Here is a 23,505-nt window from a genome sequence, read left to right as displayed (position 1 = left end):
GAAAAACATGAAGAAGTAGAGGTAGTCTGTCCTTTTTGTGAAGGTACTATGCGACGAGCAAAAAAGAATCCCAAGTGATAAGGCTACACTTGGGAAGTAATTAAGTCGCGCTAGCGATTTTGTTCTTGTCTAGAAAAAATAACTGATATATTAGCGATTTCTGTTGAAAAGAGCTTTGAAATAGTTACCGCCTTTTGCCAATATATAAGTTTGATAGTTTATAATTAAGGGTATTTAAAATAAAGATGAAAATGATAAAAATTTACAGGGGGCTCTTAATAATGACTCAATTATTAGATCAACGGGCCGCTGTTGTCACTGGTGCAGCGAGCGGTATCGGTCTTGAAATCGCCAAAGCATTTGCTGAAGAAGGCGCAAAAGTTATTTTGTCTGATTTGGATGGTGAAAAGGCTGAACAGGCAGCTAAGGATTTAAGAGAAAAAGGATTTGAGGCTAACGCAATTGCCTGTGATGTTACAGATGAACAACAAATTGAAAAAACGATCGCTTATACAACAGAACAATACGGATCTCTAGATATTCTTGTAAACAATGCAGGAATTCAGCACGTTGAAAATATAGAGAACTTTCCAACAGATAAGTTTGAATTTATGGTTAAACTAATGCTGACTGCGCCTTTTATGGCAACTAAAAAGGCTTTCCCTATTATGAAAAAACAAAAACACGGCCGAATCATTAACATGGCCTCAATTAACGGACTCGTTGGTTTTGCAGGTAAAGCAGCGTACTGCAGCGCCAAGCATGGCGTCATCGGCCTGACTAAGGTCGCTGCTCTTGAAGGTGCGGCCCATGGGATTACTGTTAATGCCATGTGTCCGGGATATGTAGACACACCGCTTGTACAAAATCAACTTAAGGACGTGGCAAATACTCGAAACGTTCCAACTGAACAAGTCTTTGAAGAAGTTTTCAACCCGCTTATTCCGCAGCATCGACTGCTCGATGTTAAAGAAATTGCTGATTATGTTGTCTTTCTTGCAAGTGATAAAGGTAAAGGCGTAACGGGACAAGCCGTTGCACTTGACGGCGGATATTTAGCACAATAAAATGTGTCTATAAAATTAAAATACTGTGTGTAAATCAACGTTATAAAAGACTAAAAATAGCCGGAGCCAACATTATACTCCGGCTAATACTTCTGTGATTGTGGAAATGTTATCAATCAGTTTCTATAGATATCGTTGGAACTCAATATTGATACTCCTTATTAAACTGATACAAACCGATTGACTGCATTTTCAACTCTTTTTAAACCTTCTTTTAATATAGAGCGGGGACAGGCGATATTTATTCTTGTAAAACCTTCACCGCCGGGACCGAAAATATAGCCTTCATCAAAGGCGACTTTTCCCTGCTTTTGCATTAACTCTTCCAATTTTTTCGCGTTAAGGCCTAATTCCCGGCAATCAAGCCAGACGAGATACGTGCCTTCAGGCTGAATGACCTTAATTTTATTAATATGTTGGTCAATGTATTCTGTTAAAAAATCTAAGTTTTGGTTCAGGTAACTTATACATTGGTCAAGCCACTCCCCGCCAAATCGGTAGGCTGCTTCGCAAGCGACAATGCCAAATGGATTCGCGCCTCCTACAGATAAGGCGGCAACTGTTTGTTGGAAAGCTTTCCTGTGATTTTCGTTTGGTATGATAATGTTTGATGTTTGTAAGCCCGCCAAGTTAAAGGTTTTACTTGGTGCTGTACAAGTGATTGAGTTTTGTGCAAAAGCCTCTGAAATGGATGCGAAAGGTGTATGTGTATACCCTTTATAAATTAAATCAAAGTGAATTTCATCAGAAACAACCATGACATTATGTTCGAGGCAGATATTTCCCAGTTCAGTCAACTCTTCTTTTGTCCAAACCCTGCCAACCGGATTATGCGGACTTGAAATAATAAGAAGTTTTGCATCTGAATCAAGCTTTTTCTTTAAATCATCAAAGTCCATCGTGTATCGGCCATCTTCAAACTTTAAAGGATTATGGACAACTTCACGGCCATTATTTTTAATGACATTTGTAAATGGATAATAGACCGGCGGCTGGATGACAATCTTATCTCCAGGTTGTGTAAAGGCATGTACAATAAGACTTAACCCCGTCACAACTCCTGGGCTGTGGCATATCCAATCTTTTTTAATCTGCCAATTGTGTCTCTCTTTCATCCATTCAATGACGGCATCATAATAAGATTCCGGTCTTATTGTATAACCGTAAATACCATGTTCTGCTCTCTTTTGTACAGCATCAATAACAGGCTGTGGTGTAAGAAAGTCCATATCAGCCACCCACATAGGTAAAATATCTTTGTCTCCAAACAGGTTTTCTGTATCATCCCATTTAACAGAAGACGTGTTGAAACGATCGATTTCTTTGTTAAAGTCGTAGCGCATAAAAAAGACCCTCCTTTATATTTAATATAAGTAAAATGATTATAAAGAATGTTCACTCTTAGGTCTATCATATCCCTTTTTTAGAACTATGAAAATTAAAATGAACTTGGCATATGTTGATAATGTTGTTTCATCATTATAATGTGGAATTTTATTAGGGGATATAAAAAAAGACGTACCACATGCGAGTGGAACGTCAGCTGGAGAATATCATTGGCTTAATATGATACCTGAAGTTTATTACAAATAGAAAACAGTAATATAACAATTGCATTAAAATATATAGATTTAAGTCAGCTGTTTTTGAATCCGTTTATATAAATATCAGCATATGTCCAGTACCAATAAATCTCCACGTTCATACTATGTTATCAGGCTAGAGGAAAAGGTGGTGACAGGTAATGGGCTACGCTGGTGGAGCAGGTGCTTGCGGTTGCGGAGGCGGAGCAGTCGGCGGATACGGCGGCGGCTTTGCGCTTATTATAGTATTATTTATATTGCTGATTATCATAGGTGCCGCTTGGTGCTGGTAAACTGAAAAAACATGAAAATGTTTAAAAGCGTCCATATAATGGGCGCTTTTTTAATACATATTACGGACGAGTTTCTAATACATATAGAATATGTTATACGTTGGTTGTCTTGTGACGGGAAGAGGTATCCTATGAATAAAGTAAAGTTAACTTTTCAAGTTGCAGCTACTTTTATCGGGACGATTGTTGGGGCAGGATTTGCGACCGGCAAGGAAATTGTTCAGTTTTTTACCCAATACAATTCACTTGGAACATTAGGCATCTTTATTAGCGGTATCCTTTTCACATTTTTAGGGACAAAGTTATTGATTTATTCAAATCGAATCGGCGCCTATTCCTATAAAGAATTAAACGATGCTGTGTTTGGACGCCGGGTTGGATTCGTTATTAATGTATTTATATTTTTTATGTTAATTGGTACAACTTCAGTGATGTTGTCAGGGGCGGGAGCAGTATTTCGCGAGCAGTTGGGTTTATCAAAGCAGTTAGGTTTGATTATCACAATTTTATTATGTTTTATGTTTTTATTGAAAGGATTAAAAGGGGTATTTGCAATTAATTCATTAGTGGTTCCTATTATGTTCCTGTTTACAATTTCATCATCATGGGTGAATTTTTTGAATCATGGCTTTCATATGTTTATTCCGGAATGGACAACACCATCAGCCGGCGGCCTGCACTGGCTGGTTAGTGCATTATCTTATGTCGTTGTATCAACTTTAGCCATCATTGTTCCTGTTGGAAAGGAGATAAAGGATGAAAAGGTTCTAAAATGGGGCGGTATATTTGGAGGCATAGGTTTTACGTTTTTATTATTATTAGCCCATTTCGTATTGCTAAATAATCAACACGCGATTGGTTATGAGATTCCTATCGGCGAAATCGTTAAATATTTTGGATTTGGTATTCATCTTGCCTTTATTATTGTTATTTATGGTGAGATCTTTACCACTTTTATCGGCAATGTCTTTGGGCTGTCCAGGCAAATTGGAAGTTTAGTTTCATATAATCAAGTAACTATTACCTTAATTATTCTTATTTGTATGTTCTTTTTTAGTCAAATAAGCTATGGATTCTTAATATCCACTCTATACCCGTTATATGGATACTTCAGTATGGTTTGTTTAATTTATTTTATATTTATTAAAATGCCGTCGAAAACGGAAACCTTATATTAACCGGTAAACTTTACCCCGAATGATGAACACTTTAAAAAAGGTCATCATTCGGGGTTTTTTACACCTTAATTCTCCAAATAAGTTTTTTTATTTCGACCAAATAGCAAGATTTTCGAGAGAGGAAATGAGTAAGCAGGCGCCAAAATAATATATTAGCAAATAAAGAAAAGAGTGGAGTGGTGAGTCTTTGAAACAATCTATTAAGCTATTAACAATGTCTCTATTATTACTCTTTGCCGTTAATGTTTGGCACGCGCGGGCTCAGGCAAGCCAGGGAGAAACTTATCAGGTTGTTGTACCATCTCTAAATGTTCGAAGCCAGCCGGATAACGGATCAGAACAAATTGGATCCGTTAAAAGCGGTACAAATGTTCAAGTGATTAAGGAAACCTATGGATGGGCAAATATTGTATATCCGGGCGGAAAAGGATGGGTCGCTTCACAATACCTTATTAAGGGAAGCGGCGGACAGGACCAGGGTTCATCAGAAAAAAGTGATAAGGACACGAAAATTACAAAAAATAAGGATTCGGAAAAGGGAAAGGATAATGGTACTTCAAAGAAAGATAAGGCTTCATCAAAAAAGAAGAAAAAAAGTAAAGCATCAACAAAGGGAAATCAGGACAATAATATTTTATCGGATGAACTAGATGGAACAAATATAGAAAACAGCGATGAAACTTCTGATGAAACTGCATCAGATGATGGGACAAGCGATCAAACAAGTTTAAATAAAAATGAAGAGGGAACGGATAATAGCACTGATTCCAAACACCAAAAATCAGTGATTATTAATAAAGATAATGTAAATATTAGGCTTGGCCCGGGAACAGATTACGGGGTTGCGGCTAAACGGGACGCCGGTGAGAAACTCGATGTCTTAGATCAATCAGGACAGTGGCTTAAAGTTCAATTACAAGATGGAACTGTCGGTTGGGTTGCCAATTGGCTTGTTTCAAATGTGGATGACACCATATCAATCTCATCTGATCATCAGGATAAAAAGCGGACAAGCATAAAAGGAATTAAAGGAAAGCGTATTGTTATCGACCCGGGTCATGGCGGTGATGATGATGGCACGACAGGTGTTGACGGTGTTCTGGAAAAGAATTTAACACTTTCAACGTCGTTACTTGTTGCGGCGCAGTTAGAAAAAGCAGGCGCACATGTTTATTTAACACGAAAAACCGATCACTATGTCAGCTTAGATAATAGAGTTTCATATAGTGAGTCACACCATGCGGATGCGTTTGTCAGTATTCATTTTAATTCAACGAAGCAACATAATGTAACCGGGATTATGACTTTTTATTATTATCCTAAAAAGGAATTAAGCATGGCCCGTTCCGTTCAAGAATCAGTAATAAATAAAACCGGGTTAAATGATGATGGTGTCAAATTTGGCGACTACCACGTACTGAGAGATAATAAGCAGAAGGCGATTTTAATAGAATTAGGATTCTTATCTGATCATGAAGAAGAATCAAAAGTTATGACAACGAATTATCAGGAAAAGGCAGCAGAAGGTATAACGGAGGGCTTGTCTAAATACTTTAAAACTAAATAGGCTTTTGTAGATCATCAGGCGATAGTTGTTTATTACCGCCTGATGATTTTTTCTGTTATATTAAAAAACAGAGGTTTTTTTAATTAAACGTTTGTTTAAGGTTTGTCTAAAGGAAGTATAACAATCATTTTGTTGACTGTTATATCCATTCTTTGGTTAAACTACAAAAAGATGATTAGCTCGAGTTTGCAGAAGGAGTGTCGCATCATGCTGTCATTTATTTGGTCGATTATAGTTGGAGGCATAATTGGATGGTTAGCAGGTTTAATACTTGGCAAAGATATCCCAGGAGGGGTCATTGGAAATATTATTGCCGGACTTATTGGTGCATGGCTGGGCAGATTAATTCTTGGTTCCTGGGGGCCGGTTGTCGGCGGGTTTCCAATTATACCAGCGATTATTGGGTCTATTATTCTTATTGTAATTATTAGTTTAATTTTGCGGTTATTGAGATAAAGAAAGTTAAAGCGCCTGAACAGGGCGTTTTTTTTATTTGTCTTTATTTAAAACTATGATTTTATATATTAAGAAAAATAGATGGGCTAAAGGTGTTCATCAGACATTGGCTTAAACAGTACTATCCCGTGCCTTAAGCCTTACTTATCGTACAAATTTTCTTTATAAATCTATTAAAAATAAATAACTGTATCCGATAATAATATTGTAGGGGGTGAAAAAGATAGCTTTATGTCGAAAACTAAATATATGGTTATTTTTGTTAATTTGTTTTGTCATTTTACTCGGATTTTCCTGCGTTGCCAGTGCCAAAGATAACTTTGTCAAAAAGACGCCCGCTGTTCATTATAATTGGGGTTACGGCAGTCCGGCGTTAAATATACCGAATGATCACTTTTCAGCGTTGTTTGACCAATCGCAAACATTAAACGGCGATTATTTTGTTCAAACACTTGCTGATGACCGGGTAAAAATGGCGGTTGACGGGAAATATGTGATTAACAGGTGGAGCAAATCATCCGGCGCTTTGAATCGGGCGATTCTTCCTAATCTATCAGGCTATCATATTGTACAAACCCATTATTATGAAGATACTGGAGCAGCGGCGATTTATTCAGATATTGTTCCTTTTGATTCATGGCTTGCTTATTACTATAACAACATGGATTTAAAAGGTAAGCCTGTTAATGCACAAGTGATTAAGCCTAATTCTGCGGGATCCATCTATCAAGATCCGGGCCGTAAATCACCGATGCCAAAAGTACAGAGTGATAAATTTTCGGCAAGGTATGTAACAGCAAAGCATTTATCTCCAGGTGATTATATTATAAGAGCCCGTGCTGATGATGGTGTGAAAGTTTATCTTGACGGCAAGCTTGTCATTGACCGGTGGTCGGCAAGTCAATACCGTGAAGATGCCGTGAAAGTGCATATCAATAACAGCGGCTTAAAAAATCCGGATGTCCATTGGATAGAGGTTCAATATTATGATAAGACAGGCATTGCCAAATTAAATGTGTCTATAACCCCGTATAACAGTCAAGTAACCGCTGACGGCTGGCTGGGTGAAGTGTATCCAAATAAGGATTTACAAGGAATACCGTATATTGTAGGCGGGAAAGAAGCACTAAACAAAATTAAGGATATCAACTTTGACTGGGGCCATGGGTCGCCATATGAAAAAATCCCTAATGATAACTTTTCTGCTGAATTTAAGAAAAAACTTGTTATTAATTCAACGGATCGATATCAATTTAACGTATGGGCGGATGATGGCGCCAGAGTTTATGTTGATAATAAGCTTGTCATTGATTCATGGGGGAATGGCAAATATAAACTAAAAAGCAGTTCGGTTTCCTTAAATAAAGGTATACACGATATCAAGATTGATTATTATGAAGCAACTGGTTCGGCGAAATTAAAGTTTGAAGTAAAACAAACCTCGTCAGGCTCTTCTAATCTTTCTGGTCTCCAATATGTTTCTTCTTTTCAGTTACCTGTTTACTCAAATTTTGAACAATTATCAAATTGGACGATGCAAAATGGTTTATCCAAACTTTCATATGGTGACAAAGTCCAAGTTCTTGACGTTAATCAATATGCCGCAAAAGTTAAGACCAGTGACGGCAAAATTGGATGGGTTCAGTCTGCCTACCTAACTGACGACTTAACTAATGACTGGTGGTATGTAAAAGATTCAAGAACCTTAAGATCCGGTCCGGGTACAAATTATAAGAGTACCGGCAGTGTGGATACTGGTTCAAAAGTTAAAGTCCTTGAGCAAAAAATAACTTCCGGAACATATTCAAGATGGTGCCGTATTCAAACAGATAATGGACAAGAAGGATGGATCTGGGGGGCTTTAAGCACCGACGGCAACCAAGGATACGATTTAATCAAATATGAATTTGATAAAGTCGGCCAAAAGACGAACGATATAACTATTTTTACACCATTAAATAAAACGCAAGGAAATGTCACAAGCGCTCAAATTAATGCGTTTATTTACAGCCAAACCGGCGGCAGAAATACAATGATGACCGGTATGGGCGATGCCTTTTTACAAGCCGCAAAGGAAAGTGGCTTAAATGTTATTTATGTTGTTTCACATGCTGGATTAGAATCAGGCTGGGGAACTTCAGGAATTGTCAATAAAAAGTATAATTTTTATGGGATTGGCGCAGTTGATTCGCAACCGGCTCAAGGCGCATTCACTTTTAATACGCCAGAAGGCGGTATCATCGCCGGTGCTATATGGATTGACAGAAACTTTGTTGATCGTCAACTGTATCGTTCAAGCTTTGCCTATACACAACCGACTTTAGATAACTTAAGAAATGACAACAGCTGGCATCAATATGCGACAGATGACGCCTGGGCTGTTAAGATTGCAGCTATTGCTCAAAAATTTAACAATTTTATTAATGGAAATTAACAGAAGGCATTGAGAGGACGGAATGATTTCCGTCCTTTTCCGTTTTTTTTTATAAAAATAGGGTTTCAATAATTTCGATAATATCTTTTTATTTTGATAGTAATATGATACTATGAGAAAAGATGTAGCATTTTTTACATACTTTGACATGAATTATACTCTATTAACATGTAAAGGAAGAAAAATTAATGAAAAAAGTGTTGATAACGTTAGGAGTTATTATTTTATTAATTGTTGTTGGCGGAGGAGCTTATGCTTATTACCTTTATCATTCGGTTAAATCCACAGCAAATAATATTTATGAACCTGTAGGCAGCCATACAACAACATTGAGTAATAAAAAACCTATTTCAATACTGTTGATGGGCGTAGATGAGCGACCAAATGACAGAGGCCGCTCTGATACATTGATTTATATGACATTAAATCCAAAAACAAATAAAATGGAAATGATCTCAATCCCAAGGGATACACGAACAGAAATTGCCGGCCGCGGCACAATTGACAAAATTAACGCAGCTTACGCTTACGGCGGCACGAAAATGGCTATGGATACGGTTAAAAATTTCTTGGATGTACCGGTTGATTATTATGTCAAAATGAATATGGAAGGCTTGTCTAAGCTTGTTGACGCAGTTGGAGGAGTTACTGTTTATAACGATATAAGCTGGCATGATGAGGGCTACTATAAAAAGGGCTATTATTATCAGAAAGGGAATATTGAATTAAACGGCCCGAAAGCACTCGGGTATGTTCGTATGAGGCATCTTGATCCACGGGGGGATTTTGGCAGGAACGAACGTCAGCGCCAAGTTATTATGGCAATTGTTAATAAAGCTGCGAGCATTTCATCCGTTTCCAGATATGATGATATTTTAGATGCTATCCAAGGCAACGTGAAAACAAATTTGACCTTTGATGAAATGAAAAGTATTGCTGAGAATTACCGGGGTGTTCGAAATAATGTAGGGAATTATGAAATTAAAGGTCAGGGAACAAAAATAAACGGTATTTATTATTTACTTGTCAGTGATCAAGAAAAACAAAAAGTTCACAATATGATTATGGAGCAATTAGGAAAACAATAGTCTATTTATTTTAATGAAACCCGCCGTCTGGCGGGTTTTTCTTTAAGTGGTTAAATGGCCCAATTAATCTAGAGAATATCCATTGCCAATTGATAGATTGTCGTGCAAAATATATGCTTAAGGGAGCGATTTCGTCTCTCAAAATTATTTAGAGACAGAGTGATCAATGATGGAAAGCATTATTTTATTAATTGTCAGCATTATAAATGTGATCCACGATAAAATTGAACAAGTTCTTGAATCGATGGGTTTTCATTTTGCGGATAAAGATTTACATTTTTGGATTATTGGTTTAATAGGCATCGTTATTTTTATAGTTGTTCAAGTCATGTTTAAAATCATATCCCGGTGGAGTATAACAGTCATTTCTCTTATTTATACGTTTACAGTTCTGCTTGTGTTTGTATTTGCGATTGAAATTGAACAAAAAGTGACAGGCAGAGGTGTGATGGATTTTGGGGACGCCGCTTCCGGGATCTACGGCTTTATTGCTTTTTTTGCTGTATACCTTTGTCTGAGGCTCATTGGACTTTTTTTTAAAAAGTTATTTTTTGGCCGAACCAATTCGGATAAAAAAGGAATGCATATAAAAGGATAAACAAGAAGTAAACCTGAGTCAGGACTTTTAACTTTATAAATGGCTATTTTTTTGAGATAATTTTATACCCTGTAACGTGACTTAAGGAGGAATTTGATGAGACATGAACCATTATTTTTAGAACCATCCTTTAAAGACAGAATATGGGGAGGTACAAAATTAAGAGAGGCATTTGGTTATGATATCCCCTCTGAAACAACCGGAGAATGCTGGGGGATTTCGGCTCATCCTCACGGCCCTTCAAAAGTTAAAAACGGTCCTTTAAAAGGTAAAACACTTAACCAAGTTTGGGAACAGCATCCTGAATTATTTGGCTCTTACGCCGACGGAGAGTTTCCATTACTGACAAAAATAATTGATGCCAAAACTGATTTATCTGTTCAAGTACACCCTGATGATGAATATGCCCGTAAAAAGGAAAATCAGCCGTATGGAAAAACTGAATGCTGGTACATTATTGATTGCGAAGAAGGCGCTGAGATTATTTATGGCCATAATGCTCAATCTCCAGAAAATTTCCGGGCAATGGTTGATGAGGGTGAATGGGACAAACTGCTTCGCCGCGTCAAAGTCAAACCGGGGGATTTCTTTTACGTACCCAGCGGAACAATACACGCTATCGGCGGCGGGATTATGATTCTTGAAACTCAACAAAGCTCTGATATTACCTATCGGGTTTATGACTATGACCGTAAAGGGAGTGACGGCAAACCGCGCGAGCTCCATATTGACCCGTCCATTGAAGTGACACAATATCCTCATCGTGATCCAGAGCTTAATTATAGGATTCATCAAGACTCTCAAGCCGTTTTCAAAGAATTAGTTTCGGAAAAATATTTCGCTGTACAGCATTGGGATATCCGGGGTTTTGCGAAGGTATCAAAGGCTCAGCCGTTTCTTTTAGCCAGTGTCATTTCCGGAGATGGAAGCATGAATGTTGATGGTAAAACATATCAAATAAAAAAGGGCGACCATTTGATTGTTCCAGCAGGAATTGATGTTTTTGAACTTGATGGCAATGTTGAGATCATTGTATCTCATCCATCTGTGGCATTAGACCAATAAACGATGACATAAGATGCTTGATGTGGAGGGCTGTAAATGATTAAGAAAGCGGTCATACCAGCGGCAGGGTTGGGAACGAGATTTTTACCGGCAACAAAGGCTCAGCCAAAAGAAATGTTACCGATTGTTGATAAGCCGACAATTCAATATATCGTTGAAGAGGCGGTGAAATCAGGTATTGAGGATATCATTATTATCAGCGGCAGAGGTAAAAGAGCGATTGAAGATCATTTTGACAAATCTTTAATGTTAGAAGAGGTTTTACGGGAAAAAGGGAGAATAGAACAACTTAAAGAGGTACAAGAGATTTCAGATCTGGCTAATATCTTTTATATTAGGCAGAAAGAGCCTAAGGGGTTAGGACACGCTATTTTTTGTGCGAAAAATTTTATTGGCAATGAGCCGTTCGCCGTTTTGCTTGGTGATGATGTCATTTCGTCAAACGAACCGGTTCTTAAACAAATGATAGATATTTATACCCGTTACGGACGACCGATGATCGGGGTTCAAGAGGTAAACCGGGAACGCGTATCAGACTACGGTATTGTTTCTATTAAAAGAAAACTTCAAGAAAGATTAAGTGAAACAGACTATTTAGTAGAAAAGCCCGATCAAGATGAAGCGCCTTCTCAATTAGCAATTATGGGGCGTTATATCTTGACACCTGATATATTTCCGATATTGGAAGATCAAAAACCTGGTGCAGGCGGAGAAATTCAATTAACCGATGCACTTAACAAATTAAATCAGATAGAAAATTTACTTGCATACAACTTTGCGGGGAAGCGCTATGATATAGGAAATAAATTCAACTTTTTAGTTGCTACGATTGAAATGGCTTTAGAACGGCCGGAATTAAAAGAAGACTTGTTGAATTATCTTAAAACAATTGTTAAATAAAGAAAACCGGCAGCCGGGATTTTTTCTCGGCTGCCGGTTTTCTTTAAATACGATAAAAACTAACCGATAACATAAATAGACAGTCAAATGAGAGGGTGAGTATGGTGGATTTTGCAACTGTCATTGGTTTTATTATAGGAATCGTATCTTTAATGATGGGTTTTCTGCTTGAAGGAGGGTCCCTTGGTTCACTGTTCGAGGGAACGGCGGCACTTATTGTTTTTGGCGGAACAATTGGTGCGGTTGTTATCAGTTTCCCTTTAGCAACGCTTAAGAAGGTGCCATTTATATTAAAATATGCTTTTTATAAGAAGACCCCACAACCTGATAAAGTTATAGAGCAATTGACGGAGTTGGCAAATATTTCCAGACGGGAAGGGCTGCTCGCTTTAGAAGCACAAAGTCAGTTATATGAAGAAGATGAATTTCTTGCAGATGGCATTCAAATGATTGTTGATGGTGTTGAATCGGAGATGGTTGAGGATATTTTAAATCGGGACATAGAGCTTTATGAGGAAAATATCCTGTCTGTCGGCCGGATTTTCGAGTCAGCGGGCGGATTTGCTCCAACAATGGGGATTATTGGTACCGTTATGGGGCTTGTACATGTCCTTGGGAATCTTTCAGAGCCCGGAAATTTAGGCCCTTCTATCGCCGTTGCTTTTATTGCGACATTGTATGGTATAGCAAGTGCCAACGTTATTTATTTACCGCTTTTTAATAAAATTAAAGTACGTCTTGCCCAAGAAATATTAATAAGAGATATTCAGACTGAAGGATTAATGTCCATTCAAAACGGGGAGAATACGACAATTTTACGTAAAAAATTAATGGCCTTTACAGATAAAGATAAAAAGCGCCGCGTAACAGATAAAAAAATAGAGACGGAGGCAGCCTTCAATGAGTAAGAAAAGAAGGCGAAGAAAATATGAAACAAGTGAAAATCAGGATCGCTGGATGATCACTTATTCTGATCTTATTACTTTACTGCTTGTTTTTTTTGTTGTTCTATATTCTATGAGCCAGGTAGAGAATCAAAAATTTAACGTTCTGATCAATTCGCTCCGTACAGCATTTCAGGGTGATGCTATTTTGGACAAAACGGTTCAGCCCCCGGAAAAAACAACCTCCGATATACCGGCGATACCCGTTAAGAAAGATAAAGAACAGGAAAAAGAGAATAATAAACAGCTTGATAAGCTTTATGTTAAATTGAATCAATATATTAATAAAAATGGTCTAAAAGCTGACATGACTTTAAAAAACCTGCCCAAAGGCGTTCAGCTAACATTTAAAGAGAGTATTTTATTTGATCTGGGCAGTGCTGAACTAAAAGATCAGGCAAAGCCGGTCCTTGGCAAGGTTGGAGGAATTTTAAATACAGTGCCTAATGATATTAGTATTGAAGGACACACAGATAATACGCCAATGAGGGGTCATTCAAAATTTCAATCAAACTGGGAATTATCAGGTGCGAGAGCCCAAACTGTTATGTATTATCTTATTCAGCGTGATGGATTAAAGAAAAGCAGAATGCAATTTGTCGGTTATGGTGAATATAAGCCAATTGTCAAAAATGACACCCCTGAGCATAAAGCAATGAACCGCAGGGTTAATATCGTTGTACTTAGACATGACAGTACCCCATAGACTAAGGAATCGGCAAATCACCGGTTCCGGACCATCTAACCTCCAACTTCGAAATTCTAACTTCTAGAAAACTAGGCCATTAGATCTATAAAACAAGAAAAAAATGTTTACAAATCTACAATTTTCTCGGTATGATAAGGGAAACGATGTGAAGGAAGAAGGTAAATGAAGAAATTTGGTATTATATGTGTTATTTTGATTTGTATTTTTACTATCGGCGCCGGAAGAGTTTATTGGCAGCATAAAATTAATAAAACAGCGGCTGAAGCTAAGGGCAGTTTGAGTGATTCCAAACAAATCTCTTCTAACCGCACTTATACCCATAACAGCAGTAAAAAATCAATCAAGTCCTTAACAAGCCATCTCCCAAAGGTTTTAAAGGAGAAGATAAATAAGTTTCATGATGGCGATAAGCCGATTCAGATTGTTATAACAGGGGATAAATCTATTTTAAAGGTTGGCGAACGGCTTCAAAGCCTGCTTGATGAAGCCTACGGTAAAGAGGTTTTTGAAGTTTCTGCGCTTAATTTCCATAATGAAAATTCACATGATATTTATCACAATGACGGTGCGGAAAAGATTATTAAGCAAAGACCTGATGCTGTTATTTATACACCGCCGGTTATTGAGGATGACGAGCAAGTGACAACGTCCGACACGGAAGATATTATGATGTTTATGAAGCAGGATATTGAAAAGGCGCTGCCGAAAACAGCTTATATGACAGAACCGCCAAACAGAGTCACTTCAAAACCTTACATTAATGATCGTCTTAAAGAAATTAAAGCATATGCAAATAAAAACGATTTAACTTATTTAAATTATTTAAAAAGATGGCCACAGAGTAATCATAAATTAGACAATCTTTTGGACGCTTCAGGCTTGAAGCCTAATCATAAGGGGCTTGATATGTGGGCTGATTATCTTGGGGATTATTTTACCGGGCAAAAATTGTAAATAAACTCGCCGAATGGCGAGTTTATTTGTTAAAGCGGTTTTCTTCCATAAAGGCTTCAATTTCTTCTACAGAGCGCGGAAGGTCGTTAGTAAGAACTTCATAACCGTCTTCTGTTACTAAGACATCATCCTCAATACGTATGCCTATGCTTTCTTCTTCAATATATAAACCAGGCTCCATTGTGATGACCATACCCGGTTCAAGTTCGCGGTCTCTATAATTTCCGACATCATGTGTATCAAGGCCAAGAGAGTGGCTGACACCATGGTAATAATACTTGCTAATTTCTTCAGGCCTCTCAATTAAACCCGCCTTTTGGCATTCTTCTGCAAGGACCTTCTTCGTATATTCGTTAAGTTCAGCAAACTTTCTTCCCGGTTTGACTAATTCTGTTGTTTCTCTAAGAGCCTTTAATACGATATTATAAAATAATTTCTGGCGCTCGCTGAATTTGCCGTTAATAGGAAAAGTATAGCTGATATCACCGCTGTAATAATTGTAAGAGGCACCAAGGTCAAGAAGAACAAGATCGCCGTCATTAACTGTACTGTTATTTTTGGAATAATGAAGGACTGTACCATTTTTTCCGCTGGCAATGATCGTCTTAAAAGCAAAATCTTTTACACCCTGAGTTTTTAAGACAAAGTTGAAATAAGCTTCAAGCTGATATTCTTTCATCCCCGGCTGTGCATGGCTCATCAAGTGCTTAATACCTTCAGAAGTAATGCGGCCAGCTTCTCTTATATTGTCAATTTCCTCTTTCGATTTAATCAAACGTTGTTCACATATATCGTGATAAAGGTCATGACATTTTAAATAAGGATAAAGTTTTTCACCCTTTTGAGCAAAAATATGGGCAGGCGTTACAGAATCATCACTTCGCCGTTCCAAATCAAGATAAAGGTGTTCATATGGATGCTGCAGCAATTGTTGTTGAATAAAGGAATCAAATGAGTCCAAATCATTGATCTTTTCGATGCCCGAAGCAGATTGGGCCTGTTCCTTTGAAATGCTTTCTCCGATCCATTTGGCAAGGACAGGATCAGCCTTTTCAATAAATAAATGTTCCTCCACTTTATCATTGAATTTCAAAGCAGCAAAAATCACTTTTGGCTCATCGATGCCTGTTATGTAATAAAAGTTGCGGTTTGGGGCAAAAGCATAATCTTCATCTGCGGATTTGTGGGGAGCAGTACCGGCAAATAGAACAGTGATTGAGCGGTCTTTGACTTTTTTTAATAATTTCTCGCGATTATTTTTAAAGAAAGAGGCTTCCATTAAATATCCCTCACTTTTCATTAAATGGTTTCCATTTCTATTGTAAACGAATGACGATGAAATAACTAATATTTCGGATATCTATATATGAAACATTTTATAAATGTCTGGATTGTATATGTAACTTTTAAGCGGATTAACTTAGATTCCGTCACTTTATTTATAAATTGAAATCATAAATGTTTAGCCGTATAATATTTTTATGTTTGATTTAAAAATAAAATAAAATTTTTATAGATTAATAAGGTAAATAATCAGGTGTTCAGTTCGAATAGATATTATAAATGAAGGATTATTTCTTTAAAAGGATTTATCTTTAAAATTAAGACTCTTAAAAAGGAGATTTATTCAATGAAAAAAGTGATCACTTATGGGACCTATGATTTGCTTCATTGGGGTCATATAAATTTATTAAAAAGAGCCAAAGAACAAGGGGATTATTTAATCGTAGCTCTTTCAACGGATGAATTTAATGCTATAAAAGATAAAAAGGCCTACCATAACTTCGAAAATAGAAAGTTAATTCTCGAAGCGATTCGTTATGTGGATGAAGTTATTCCTGAAAATAACTGGGAACAAAAAGTAAATGATATTATCGAACATAATGTCGATATCTTTGTCATGGGGGATGACTGGGAAGGTAAATTTGATTTCCTTAAAGAATATTGTCAAGTTGTTTATTTGCCAAGAACTGAGGGGATTTCTACGACAAAAATTAAAAAGGATTTACTATCCGTCTAGTAGCTTTAAAATCAATATAAATTTTATATTTAAAGTCTGAATATATAATATGAATTAGTAAAAAATATTAATTAATGATTGGATTGCATGTGTTAAGCGAGAGGAGTACTTAATTATGAATTTACCTCAATCCTTGCAGGAGATGAAGCATCGTACTCTTCACCACATTGAGTTAAGAGATGACTTTTTATATATCCAATTGGGCCTGCGGTTACATGTCCCTGTAGAAACTGAAAATATTGAAACCTTCGACCCTGATAAAAAATTTCTTTTAATTGACCGGAATAACAATATAGAAATATCGTTTCCATTAAATACATTTAAGAGATCCAGCGACTTTCTTTATCTTGAAGGGGAGCTGGACCTCATATCACATCCTGAATTAGCCGGCGAAGATGCTGTATGGGACGCATATATCTGTGTTAATTACGAAGATTTTCAAAAAAAGTACAGGGTAAAGAGCGGCACCCTGGAATTGGACTTTTTTTATGTTTATTTTGAAAATGTGGGCAGACTGCTCGTCCCTTATACGACTAATAAAGGAAATGTGTCATTTAATGCTTTGGAAACGAATGTCGTTGCAAAGGTTGAACAGGCGAATATAAGTAAAAAAGGCATGCTGTCTTTAAGCGGTTACGCTTTTTGCCCTTTATGGACTGTTCAAAACGAAAAAGACATCATAAAAAGGGTTGTTTTAAAAGACAAGAGCGACGATTTTGAGGGAAATGATCTTTTTAAAGGAAAGTTTGAAGCGAAGAATATAGAACGCAATGATCTTAATGAAAAATATAAGCATGGAAACTTTAAATGGGCCGGCTTTCAGATTAATTTGGATTTACGGCAGGCCGAAATACCGTCTGATTTAAGCTCATTAAGAGTATGCATAGAATTAGAATTAAGCAATGAAAATAAAGGCGAAATTTTGGAAAGTTTACCTATAAAATTACAATATAATAAAGAAAAACTTAAATTATTTGATTCTGTCGTTCTTAGTACAAGAAATGGAAAGAAAAGATTTGTTTTAAAAAGTACAAAAAGCCTCAATTTATCATTTACCGTTTCAAATTATAGCTTTTTAGGTGAGATGCGTTCAAAATTGATTAAATTTAAACGCGGCCCTAAAGTAAAAAAACTGTATAAGCGTGCATTTAAAATTATTGGCCGTATGCCGGCTAAGAATAACTTAGTCATGTTTGAAAGTTTTCATGGTAAACAATACAGCGATAATCCAAGAGCAATTTTTGAATATTTACAAGAAAATTACCCCGGATATAAGATGTATTGGAGTGTCGATAAAAGGCATGTCCATACGTTTGAGAATATAAATGTAAAATATGTTAAAAAGTTTTCAATTCGCTGGCTGTTCCTAATGGCCAGGGCACGTTACTGGGTGATTAATACCCGTATGCCGCTTTGGCTGCCTAAGCCTAAACATACAGTTTTTTTGCAAACGTGGCATGGAACACCGTTGAAAAGGTTAGCTTCTGACATGGAAGAAGTTCATATGCCGGGAACAAATACTAAAAAATATAAAAGGAATTTTACGAGAGAAGCAAACAGGTGGGATTATTTGGTCTCTCCTAACGCTTATTCAACAATTATTTTTCGAAGAGCCTTTCGATTTAACAATGAAATGATCGAAACAGGCTATCCGAGAAATGACTATTTATTTACAAATAATAATCCGGAAACAATAAATCATTTAAAAAGCAAATATAATATCCCATTAGATAAGAAGGTCGTTCTATACGCTCCGACATGGCGGGATGATCAATTTTATGGCAAGGGCCGTTATAAATTTGATTTAGACCTTGATCTTGCTAAGATGAGAGAACAATTAGGGAATGATTATATTGTTATTTTACGTATGCACTATCTTGTCGCGGAGAATTTCGATTTAACGCCATACAAAGGCTTTGCTTTTGACTTTTCAAACCATGAAGATATTCGGGATTTATATTTAGTGGCTGATTTGCTGATTACTGATTACTCGTCGGTATTCTTTGATTATGCCAATTTAAGGCGCCCTATTATCTTTTATTGTTATGACATTGAGCGTTATCGTACTAAGCTTCGCGGATTTTATTTTGATATCGAGAAAAATGCGCCTGGACCTCTAGTTAAAACAACAGAAGCTGTTATTGAGGCTATCAATGGTTTTGAGGCTAAGCAGTTCGCATTACCGGAAACTTTTGAGAGATTTTATCAACGTTTTTGTTATCTTGAATCAGGCGAATCCTCAAAAAAAGTTGTTGAAGAGGTATTTTTTCAAAACAAAGCCACCGCTGAAAGTTAAAGCGGTGGCTTTGTTATATATAAATTATTTATTTTTTTATGGACAGGTTTCCTTTTTTTGTAATATATAATTCTAACTCTGCGGAATGGTTTTCAATAGGCGGATTTTGGGGATCCAGATCATTTGAAAGCCCAAGCCGTTTTATTTTTTTTAAACCGTCAATGGTAATAGATAAACGAATATCAATAATGCCGCCGTCTGACATTAAAGAACTGATTTGTTGAAGAGGGACCTCGACCGAGAAGCCGCAGTAATTATGATTTATAACGCTGTTAATTTCCGGACTGGGATGAAGTTCTGCCGGAAAAGTCAGTTCTTTATCAGAACCTCGCTTTTGTAATAGAACATTGATACTGATTTGTTCTTTTCTATATACATTCATGTAATCGATATATCCATAACCGGATAAGAAAAACTTTTCATTATCAATTAATCCTTTATTTAGAAAAGCGTTTGCAGTTATTAAGCTCCCCGGTACCCCGGCCTCATCATAATAAAGCTCGTCATTGCCATAATCTGAATTTAAATATTTAAGGTCAAAAAGTATTTTTGGTTTGCCATCTGTATTTTTTGTAATGGCCGGTAAAAAGCCATAATCAGAGGTTGCTGATGCCACTAATTCAAAATCGAGCCGATTTCTTAAAAAGAACAGCCTTGTTAAATAATATCTTTTAGCATAAGGCGGCAAATACTCATAAGCCTTTTTATCAATAGTATCCAGGTAAGCATTAACTAATTCAAAAAATTGACTTTGATCTTCAGAAGTAAACTCATAAAGTGAATTACCATGACGTATAAAGTCCAGAATAGCACGGGAATCTTTGATATATCTGTATTCAATTAAATGATGCATCTCCAGAAATTCATCAATATATTTATGAATTTTAATACGGTCTAAAACGGATTGAAACAAATGTTTTTGCTGGGTAATTGAAAGGTTATCTGTTCCTTCGCGCCGGCGCCAATAATATGTAGCGTCTTTACATATGTATATTTTTTCAGCAAGATAGTAGCAGCAGCTTGTAAAATGAACGTCCTCATAAGCATAACCCTCTAAAAAATGAAGATTATTAGCTGTCAAAAATGTTTGTTTAAAGAGTTTATTAGCAGGCCCTAAATTGTGAATTAAATTTGGGGTGTTGATGAGGCTGGTTAATTGATTTTGTTGGAAAAGACCGAGTTTTTTAAAGGTTGGCGGCATCCACTTTTTTTTACTGTTAAATTTTAAAATATTTGTAACAATAATGTCCGGATCGTTTTCAATTGCATTTTTTAAAGCAGATTCATAATAATCATTTTCAATAACATCGTCGGGATCAATAAAACTAAGGTAATCTCCTGTTGCCAATTTAATACCTCTATTTCTGGGACCGCCCGGTGCACCGCTGTTTGATTGGTGAATGACGTGAATGTGGTTATATTTTTGAGCCCATTTATCAAGTATCTGACCGCTTTGATCTGTTGATCCATCGTTAACAGCAATAATTTCGTGTACCGGATAGGTTTGATTTATGATACTTTCCAGGCAACTGTCCAGATAAGATTCGACATTATAAACAGGAATAACAACACTGATATTTGCCACGTTTTTCACCTCAAAATTTTTTGTTAATACATCATTTCGTTTATTATACTTTAAACTTGACATTTTATGACCTTTGATGGAATTGTAATTATTTTTCAAAAATAGATTGGTTTTTATTGTATAAAACAAAAACGGTAGAAAACCCTGTTATTATGTCGAAATGAATAATATAGACTAAAAATTTAATATTAATCTATATAAGTCAAATTTTTGAGAGAGGGGTAAAATGAATAGGGTACTTTACTTTGATATATTACGAATTATAGCGATATGCGCAGTTGTTTTATTGCATACATCCGCTGGTTTTTTAGGGGATTATAATTCGAGTCATACATCCTATTTTATAGGAGATGTTTATGATTCGGTTACAAGATGGTGTGTACCTGTGTTTATTATGGTAAGCGGTGCTTTGCTTTTGAAGCCTGGCAAACAGGAAACTTTAGCCGACTTTTTTAAAAAGCGGACGACAAAAGTTGTTATTCCATTTTTAATATGGACATTCATTTATATTTTGTACCGTCATTATCATGATAACCACGTTTTCACATATACGGGGACTATTAAGGACTTCTTTAACTCCAATATCTACTTCCACCTTTGGTTTATGTACATGATCATTGGTTTATATCTCGTAACGCCAATTTTTAAAGTATATGTCAGACATGCTAAACAGGAAAATATGCTGTATTTTATTATCCTTTGGTTTATTGCTTCATTTATACCTGTTTTAAATAATTTATTTGATTTAAATATACAGTATGTTTTTGAGACAGTCAGCGGCTATATAGGCTTTTTCATTTTAGGTTACTATCTCCATCATTATGAGCTGAGCCAAATAACCCGAAAATTCATCTATGTATTTGCGATCATCAGTGTATTGGTGACCATTTTTGGGACCTTATTCTTGACAATGATAGATAGCAGCAAATTTAATGATGTTTTGTATGATTATTTTAGACCAAATACAATCATTGTCGCAGCAGCAGTATTTATTTATTTTAAACATTTGGATTTGGAGAGCAAAAGAAATAAAATTATCTTTTTGTTAAGTAATGTTAGCTTTGGTGTCTATTTAATCCACCCAATTTTAAGAGATTTTGTTTATAAATTTATTAATGTAGATAGTCATCCGTTAATCAATATTCCGCTTGTCACTGTTTTAACGCTTATTTTAAGTTTTATCACGGTTACGATTATGAGCAAGGTACCATTGCTTAAAAAAATTGTTCCGTAGTTTGTTCATTCAATTATATTTTTATTAATTGTCGGTTCAGAAGCTAAAAGTTTTCTGAGACCGGCATTTTTTTAATAAACAATTTAATATTTGTACTGCCTTTGGATTGAAGATAACGGTAAAATTGTTACGCTTTTTGTCCGCCTATTGGACACTTTCAAATCCTTTATATCCTTTTACAAATATTAGACATTCTAATTGCTGAAATGTAAGATGAAATTGGATATAAAAAGTGTATTGGAGGAACATATGACGAAAAAGCTTCGAGTTATGTCAATCTTTGGTACGAGGCCAGAGGCGATAAAAATGGCGCCTGTTGTTCTCGAGTTAAAAAAATATAAAAATCAAATTGAATCGCTTGTCACGGTAACGGCCCAACATCGTGAAATGCTGGATCAAGTTCTGAATGTATTTCAAATAACACCTGATTATGATTTGAACATTATGAAGGAGAGACAAACATTAGGCGATATTACAACAAGGGCCTTAACCGGTTTGGATCGTGTCATGAAGCAAGTTCATCCTGATATTGTTCTTGTTCACGGTGACACAACAACAACATTTGCCGCAAGTTTAGCCGCTTTTTATAATCAAATTGCGGTTGGGCATGTTGAGGCCGGGCTTAGGACATATAACAAATATTCACCGTTTCCGGAAGAGATGAACCGCCAGCTTACAGGTGTGATAGCAGATCTGCACTTTGCGCCAACCAAAGAATCCGCACAAAATTTATTGAATGAAAACAAAGCGGAGGAGCGTATTATTGTAACTGGAAACACGGCTATAGATGCGTTGCGAACAACAGTCAGAGAGGCGTACACTCATTCCGTTTTAGATAAAATAGGCAATGATCGAATGATTTTATTAACGGCTCATCGCAGGGAAAACTTAGGGAAGCCAATGAGAAACATTTTCAGGGCTGTCCGAAGAATTATTGAAGAAAATGATGATGTTCAAATTGTTTACCCTGTTCATTTAAATCCGGCAGTAAGGGATATTGCTCAAAGTGAATTTGGTAAGCATCCAAGGGTGCATTTAATCGAACCATTAGGTGTGATTGATTTTCATAATTTCGCTTCAAGAGCACATCTTATTTTAACTGACTCAGGCGGCGTTCAGGAAGAGGCGCCATCACTGGGTGTTCCCGTCCTGGTTCTGCGTGACACCACAGAGAGGCCTGAAGGGATTCAAGCGGGAACATTAAAGCTTGCCGGTACGAATGAGGAAAGAGTTTACCAATTGACGAAAGAACTGTTAACCAATCAGGAAGTCTATCACAGTATGTCAAAAGCATCTAATCCATATGGCGATGGCCATGCCTCAAAGCGAATTGTTAAAGCTATTTTAGGCTTTTTCAATTAATATAGAAAAAAAGGCTGTTGCATGAGTGAATGGCACCTCCGATTGTTAGAAACATATCTAACTTTGGGGGGCTTTTCTTTTTTGCACTTTAAGTATAAATTTGCAGCGCAGATAAGAATTCGACGTAGAGGCAAATTTTAAGTGTAAAGTATAAGCGCAACTGGGCCTCTGT

The 23,505-nt window shown here is 36.4% G+C and carries 20 protein-coding genes; 17 read left to right on the top strand and 3 right to left on the bottom strand.

The genetic code is table 11. The features are described 5' to 3' along the window. Nucleotides 1-281 precede the first annotated feature (281 nt). Nucleotides 282-1,067: a 3-hydroxybutyrate dehydrogenase gene (locus tag ACFQRG_RS17415; RefSeq protein ID WP_380968430.1), complete on the top strand. Its 786-nt coding sequence runs from the start codon at nucleotides 282-284 to the stop codon at nucleotides 1,065-1,067. A gap of 161 nt (nucleotides 1,068-1,228) precedes the next feature. Here the strand turns inward: ACFQRG_RS17415 and ACFQRG_RS17410 are convergent, their stop codons facing one another. Continuing rightward, nucleotides 1,229-2,410 (bottom strand): MalY/PatB family protein, encoded by a 1,182-nt coding sequence (locus ACFQRG_RS17410; RefSeq protein ID WP_380968429.1) that lies wholly within the window; start codon nucleotides 2,408-2,410, stop codon nucleotides 1,229-1,231. Nucleotides 2,411-2,811: 401 nt separating this feature from the next. Here ACFQRG_RS17410 and ACFQRG_RS17405 point away from each other — a divergent pair, with 401 nt between their 5' ends. From ACFQRG_RS17405 to ACFQRG_RS17350, 12 genes are all read left to right on the top strand, one after another. Beyond that, nucleotides 2,812-2,943 (top strand): YjcZ family sporulation protein, encoded by a 132-nt coding sequence (locus ACFQRG_RS17405; RefSeq protein WP_380968426.1) that lies wholly within the window; start codon nucleotides 2,812-2,814, stop codon nucleotides 2,941-2,943. Between the two features lie 131 nt (nucleotides 2,944-3,074). Beyond that, nucleotides 3,075-4,121 carry a YkvI family membrane protein gene (locus tag ACFQRG_RS17400; RefSeq protein WP_380968424.1) on the top strand — a complete coding sequence of 349 codons (1,047 nt, stop codon included), beginning with the start codon at nucleotides 3,075-3,077 and terminating at the stop codon, nucleotides 4,119-4,121. 187 nt (nucleotides 4,122-4,308) lie between these two features. After that, a complete protein-coding gene (locus ACFQRG_RS17395; RefSeq protein WP_380968422.1) occupies nucleotides 4,309-5,688 on the top strand; it encodes an N-acetylmuramoyl-L-alanine amidase in 1,380 nt (459 codons plus the stop codon). 210 nt (nucleotides 5,689-5,898) lie between these two features. Continuing rightward, nucleotides 5,899-6,144: a GlsB/YeaQ/YmgE family stress response membrane protein gene (locus ACFQRG_RS17390; protein WP_380968436.1), complete on the top strand. Its 246-nt coding sequence runs from the start codon at nucleotides 5,899-5,901 to the stop codon at nucleotides 6,142-6,144. Between the two features lie 214 nt (nucleotides 6,145-6,358). Next, entirely contained in the window at nucleotides 6,359-8,578 is a 2,220-nt protein-coding gene (locus ACFQRG_RS17385) for a PA14 domain-containing protein (protein WP_380968420.1), read from the top strand. A gap of 188 nt (nucleotides 8,579-8,766) precedes the next feature. After that, complete coding sequence (locus ACFQRG_RS17380; protein WP_380968418.1) at nucleotides 8,767-9,666, top strand: LCP family glycopolymer transferase; 900 nt, start codon at nucleotides 8,767-8,769, stop codon at nucleotides 9,664-9,666. 166 nt (nucleotides 9,667-9,832) lie between these two features. After that, nucleotides 9,833-10,264, top strand: a complete 432-nt coding sequence (locus ACFQRG_RS17375) for a hypothetical protein (RefSeq protein WP_380968416.1) — start codon at nucleotides 9,833-9,835, stop codon at nucleotides 10,262-10,264. Nucleotides 10,265-10,360: 96 nt separating this feature from the next. Next, nucleotides 10,361-11,329, top strand: a complete 969-nt coding sequence (gene manA / locus ACFQRG_RS17370) for a mannose-6-phosphate isomerase, class I (protein ID WP_380968414.1) — start codon at nucleotides 10,361-10,363, stop codon at nucleotides 11,327-11,329. Nucleotides 11,330-11,365: 36 nt separating this feature from the next. Continuing rightward, the gene (gene galU / locus ACFQRG_RS17365; RefSeq protein WP_380968412.1) at nucleotides 11,366-12,229 is read left to right on the top strand and encodes a UTP--glucose-1-phosphate uridylyltransferase GalU; all 864 of its coding nucleotides are present in this window, start codon (nucleotides 11,366-11,368) and stop codon (nucleotides 12,227-12,229) included. 101 nt (nucleotides 12,230-12,330) lie between these two features. Further along, on the top strand, nucleotides 12,331-13,137 hold the full coding sequence (locus ACFQRG_RS17360; protein WP_380968410.1) for a flagellar motor protein: 807 nt from the start codon (nucleotides 12,331-12,333) through the stop codon (nucleotides 13,135-13,137). Beyond that, a complete protein-coding gene (locus tag ACFQRG_RS17355) occupies nucleotides 13,130-13,879 on the top strand; it encodes a flagellar motor protein MotB (RefSeq protein WP_380968407.1) in 750 nt (249 codons plus the stop codon). Before ACFQRG_RS17360 ends, ACFQRG_RS17355 begins: the two co-directional genes overlap by 8 nt. Before the next feature lie 165 nt (nucleotides 13,880-14,044). After that, nucleotides 14,045-14,836 (top strand): hypothetical protein, encoded by a 792-nt coding sequence (locus ACFQRG_RS17350; RefSeq protein WP_380968405.1) that lies wholly within the window; start codon nucleotides 14,045-14,047, stop codon nucleotides 14,834-14,836. Nucleotides 14,837-14,858: 22 nt separating this feature from the next. Here the strand turns inward: ACFQRG_RS17350 and ACFQRG_RS17345 are convergent, their stop codons facing one another. Next, the gene (locus ACFQRG_RS17345) at nucleotides 14,859-16,115 is read right to left on the bottom strand and encodes an aminopeptidase P family protein (RefSeq protein ID WP_380968403.1); all 1,257 of its coding nucleotides are present in this window, start codon (nucleotides 16,113-16,115) and stop codon (nucleotides 14,859-14,861) included. A 351-nt stretch (nucleotides 16,116-16,466) separates the two neighbouring features. Here ACFQRG_RS17345 and tagD point away from each other — a divergent pair, with 351 nt between their 5' ends. Then, on the top strand, nucleotides 16,467-16,856 hold the full coding sequence (gene tagD, locus ACFQRG_RS17340) for a glycerol-3-phosphate cytidylyltransferase (RefSeq protein WP_380968401.1): 390 nt from the start codon (nucleotides 16,467-16,469) through the stop codon (nucleotides 16,854-16,856). A 115-nt stretch (nucleotides 16,857-16,971) separates the two neighbouring features. After that, nucleotides 16,972-19,152: a CDP-glycerol glycerophosphotransferase family protein gene (locus ACFQRG_RS17335; RefSeq protein WP_380968399.1), complete on the top strand. Its 2,181-nt coding sequence runs from the start codon at nucleotides 16,972-16,974 to the stop codon at nucleotides 19,150-19,152. Between the two features lie 28 nt (nucleotides 19,153-19,180). On the opposite strand, the gene ACFQRG_RS17330 is transcribed toward ACFQRG_RS17335, so the two are convergent. After that, complete coding sequence (locus ACFQRG_RS17330) at nucleotides 19,181-20,737, bottom strand: glycosyltransferase family 2 protein (RefSeq protein WP_380968396.1); 1,557 nt, start codon at nucleotides 20,735-20,737, stop codon at nucleotides 19,181-19,183. A 226-nt stretch (nucleotides 20,738-20,963) separates the two neighbouring features. Here ACFQRG_RS17330 and ACFQRG_RS17325 point away from each other — a divergent pair, with 226 nt between their 5' ends. After that, nucleotides 20,964-21,971 (top strand): acyltransferase, encoded by a 1,008-nt coding sequence (locus ACFQRG_RS17325; RefSeq protein WP_380968393.1) that lies wholly within the window; start codon nucleotides 20,964-20,966, stop codon nucleotides 21,969-21,971. 249 nt (nucleotides 21,972-22,220) lie between these two features. Next, complete coding sequence (gene wecB / locus ACFQRG_RS17320) at nucleotides 22,221-23,333, top strand: non-hydrolyzing UDP-N-acetylglucosamine 2-epimerase (RefSeq protein WP_380968390.1); 1,113 nt, start codon at nucleotides 22,221-22,223, stop codon at nucleotides 23,331-23,333. Nucleotides 23,334-23,505: the final 172 nt, after the last annotated feature.

It is taken from the genome of Scopulibacillus cellulosilyticus (assembly GCF_042665295.1).
Taxonomy (GTDB): Bacteria; Bacillota; Bacilli; order Bacillales; family Sporolactobacillaceae; genus Scopulibacillus_A; species Scopulibacillus_A cellulosilyticus.
Note: the sequence above shows the minus strand (reverse complement) of the source record. Positions and strands in the feature narration are given on the sequence as shown.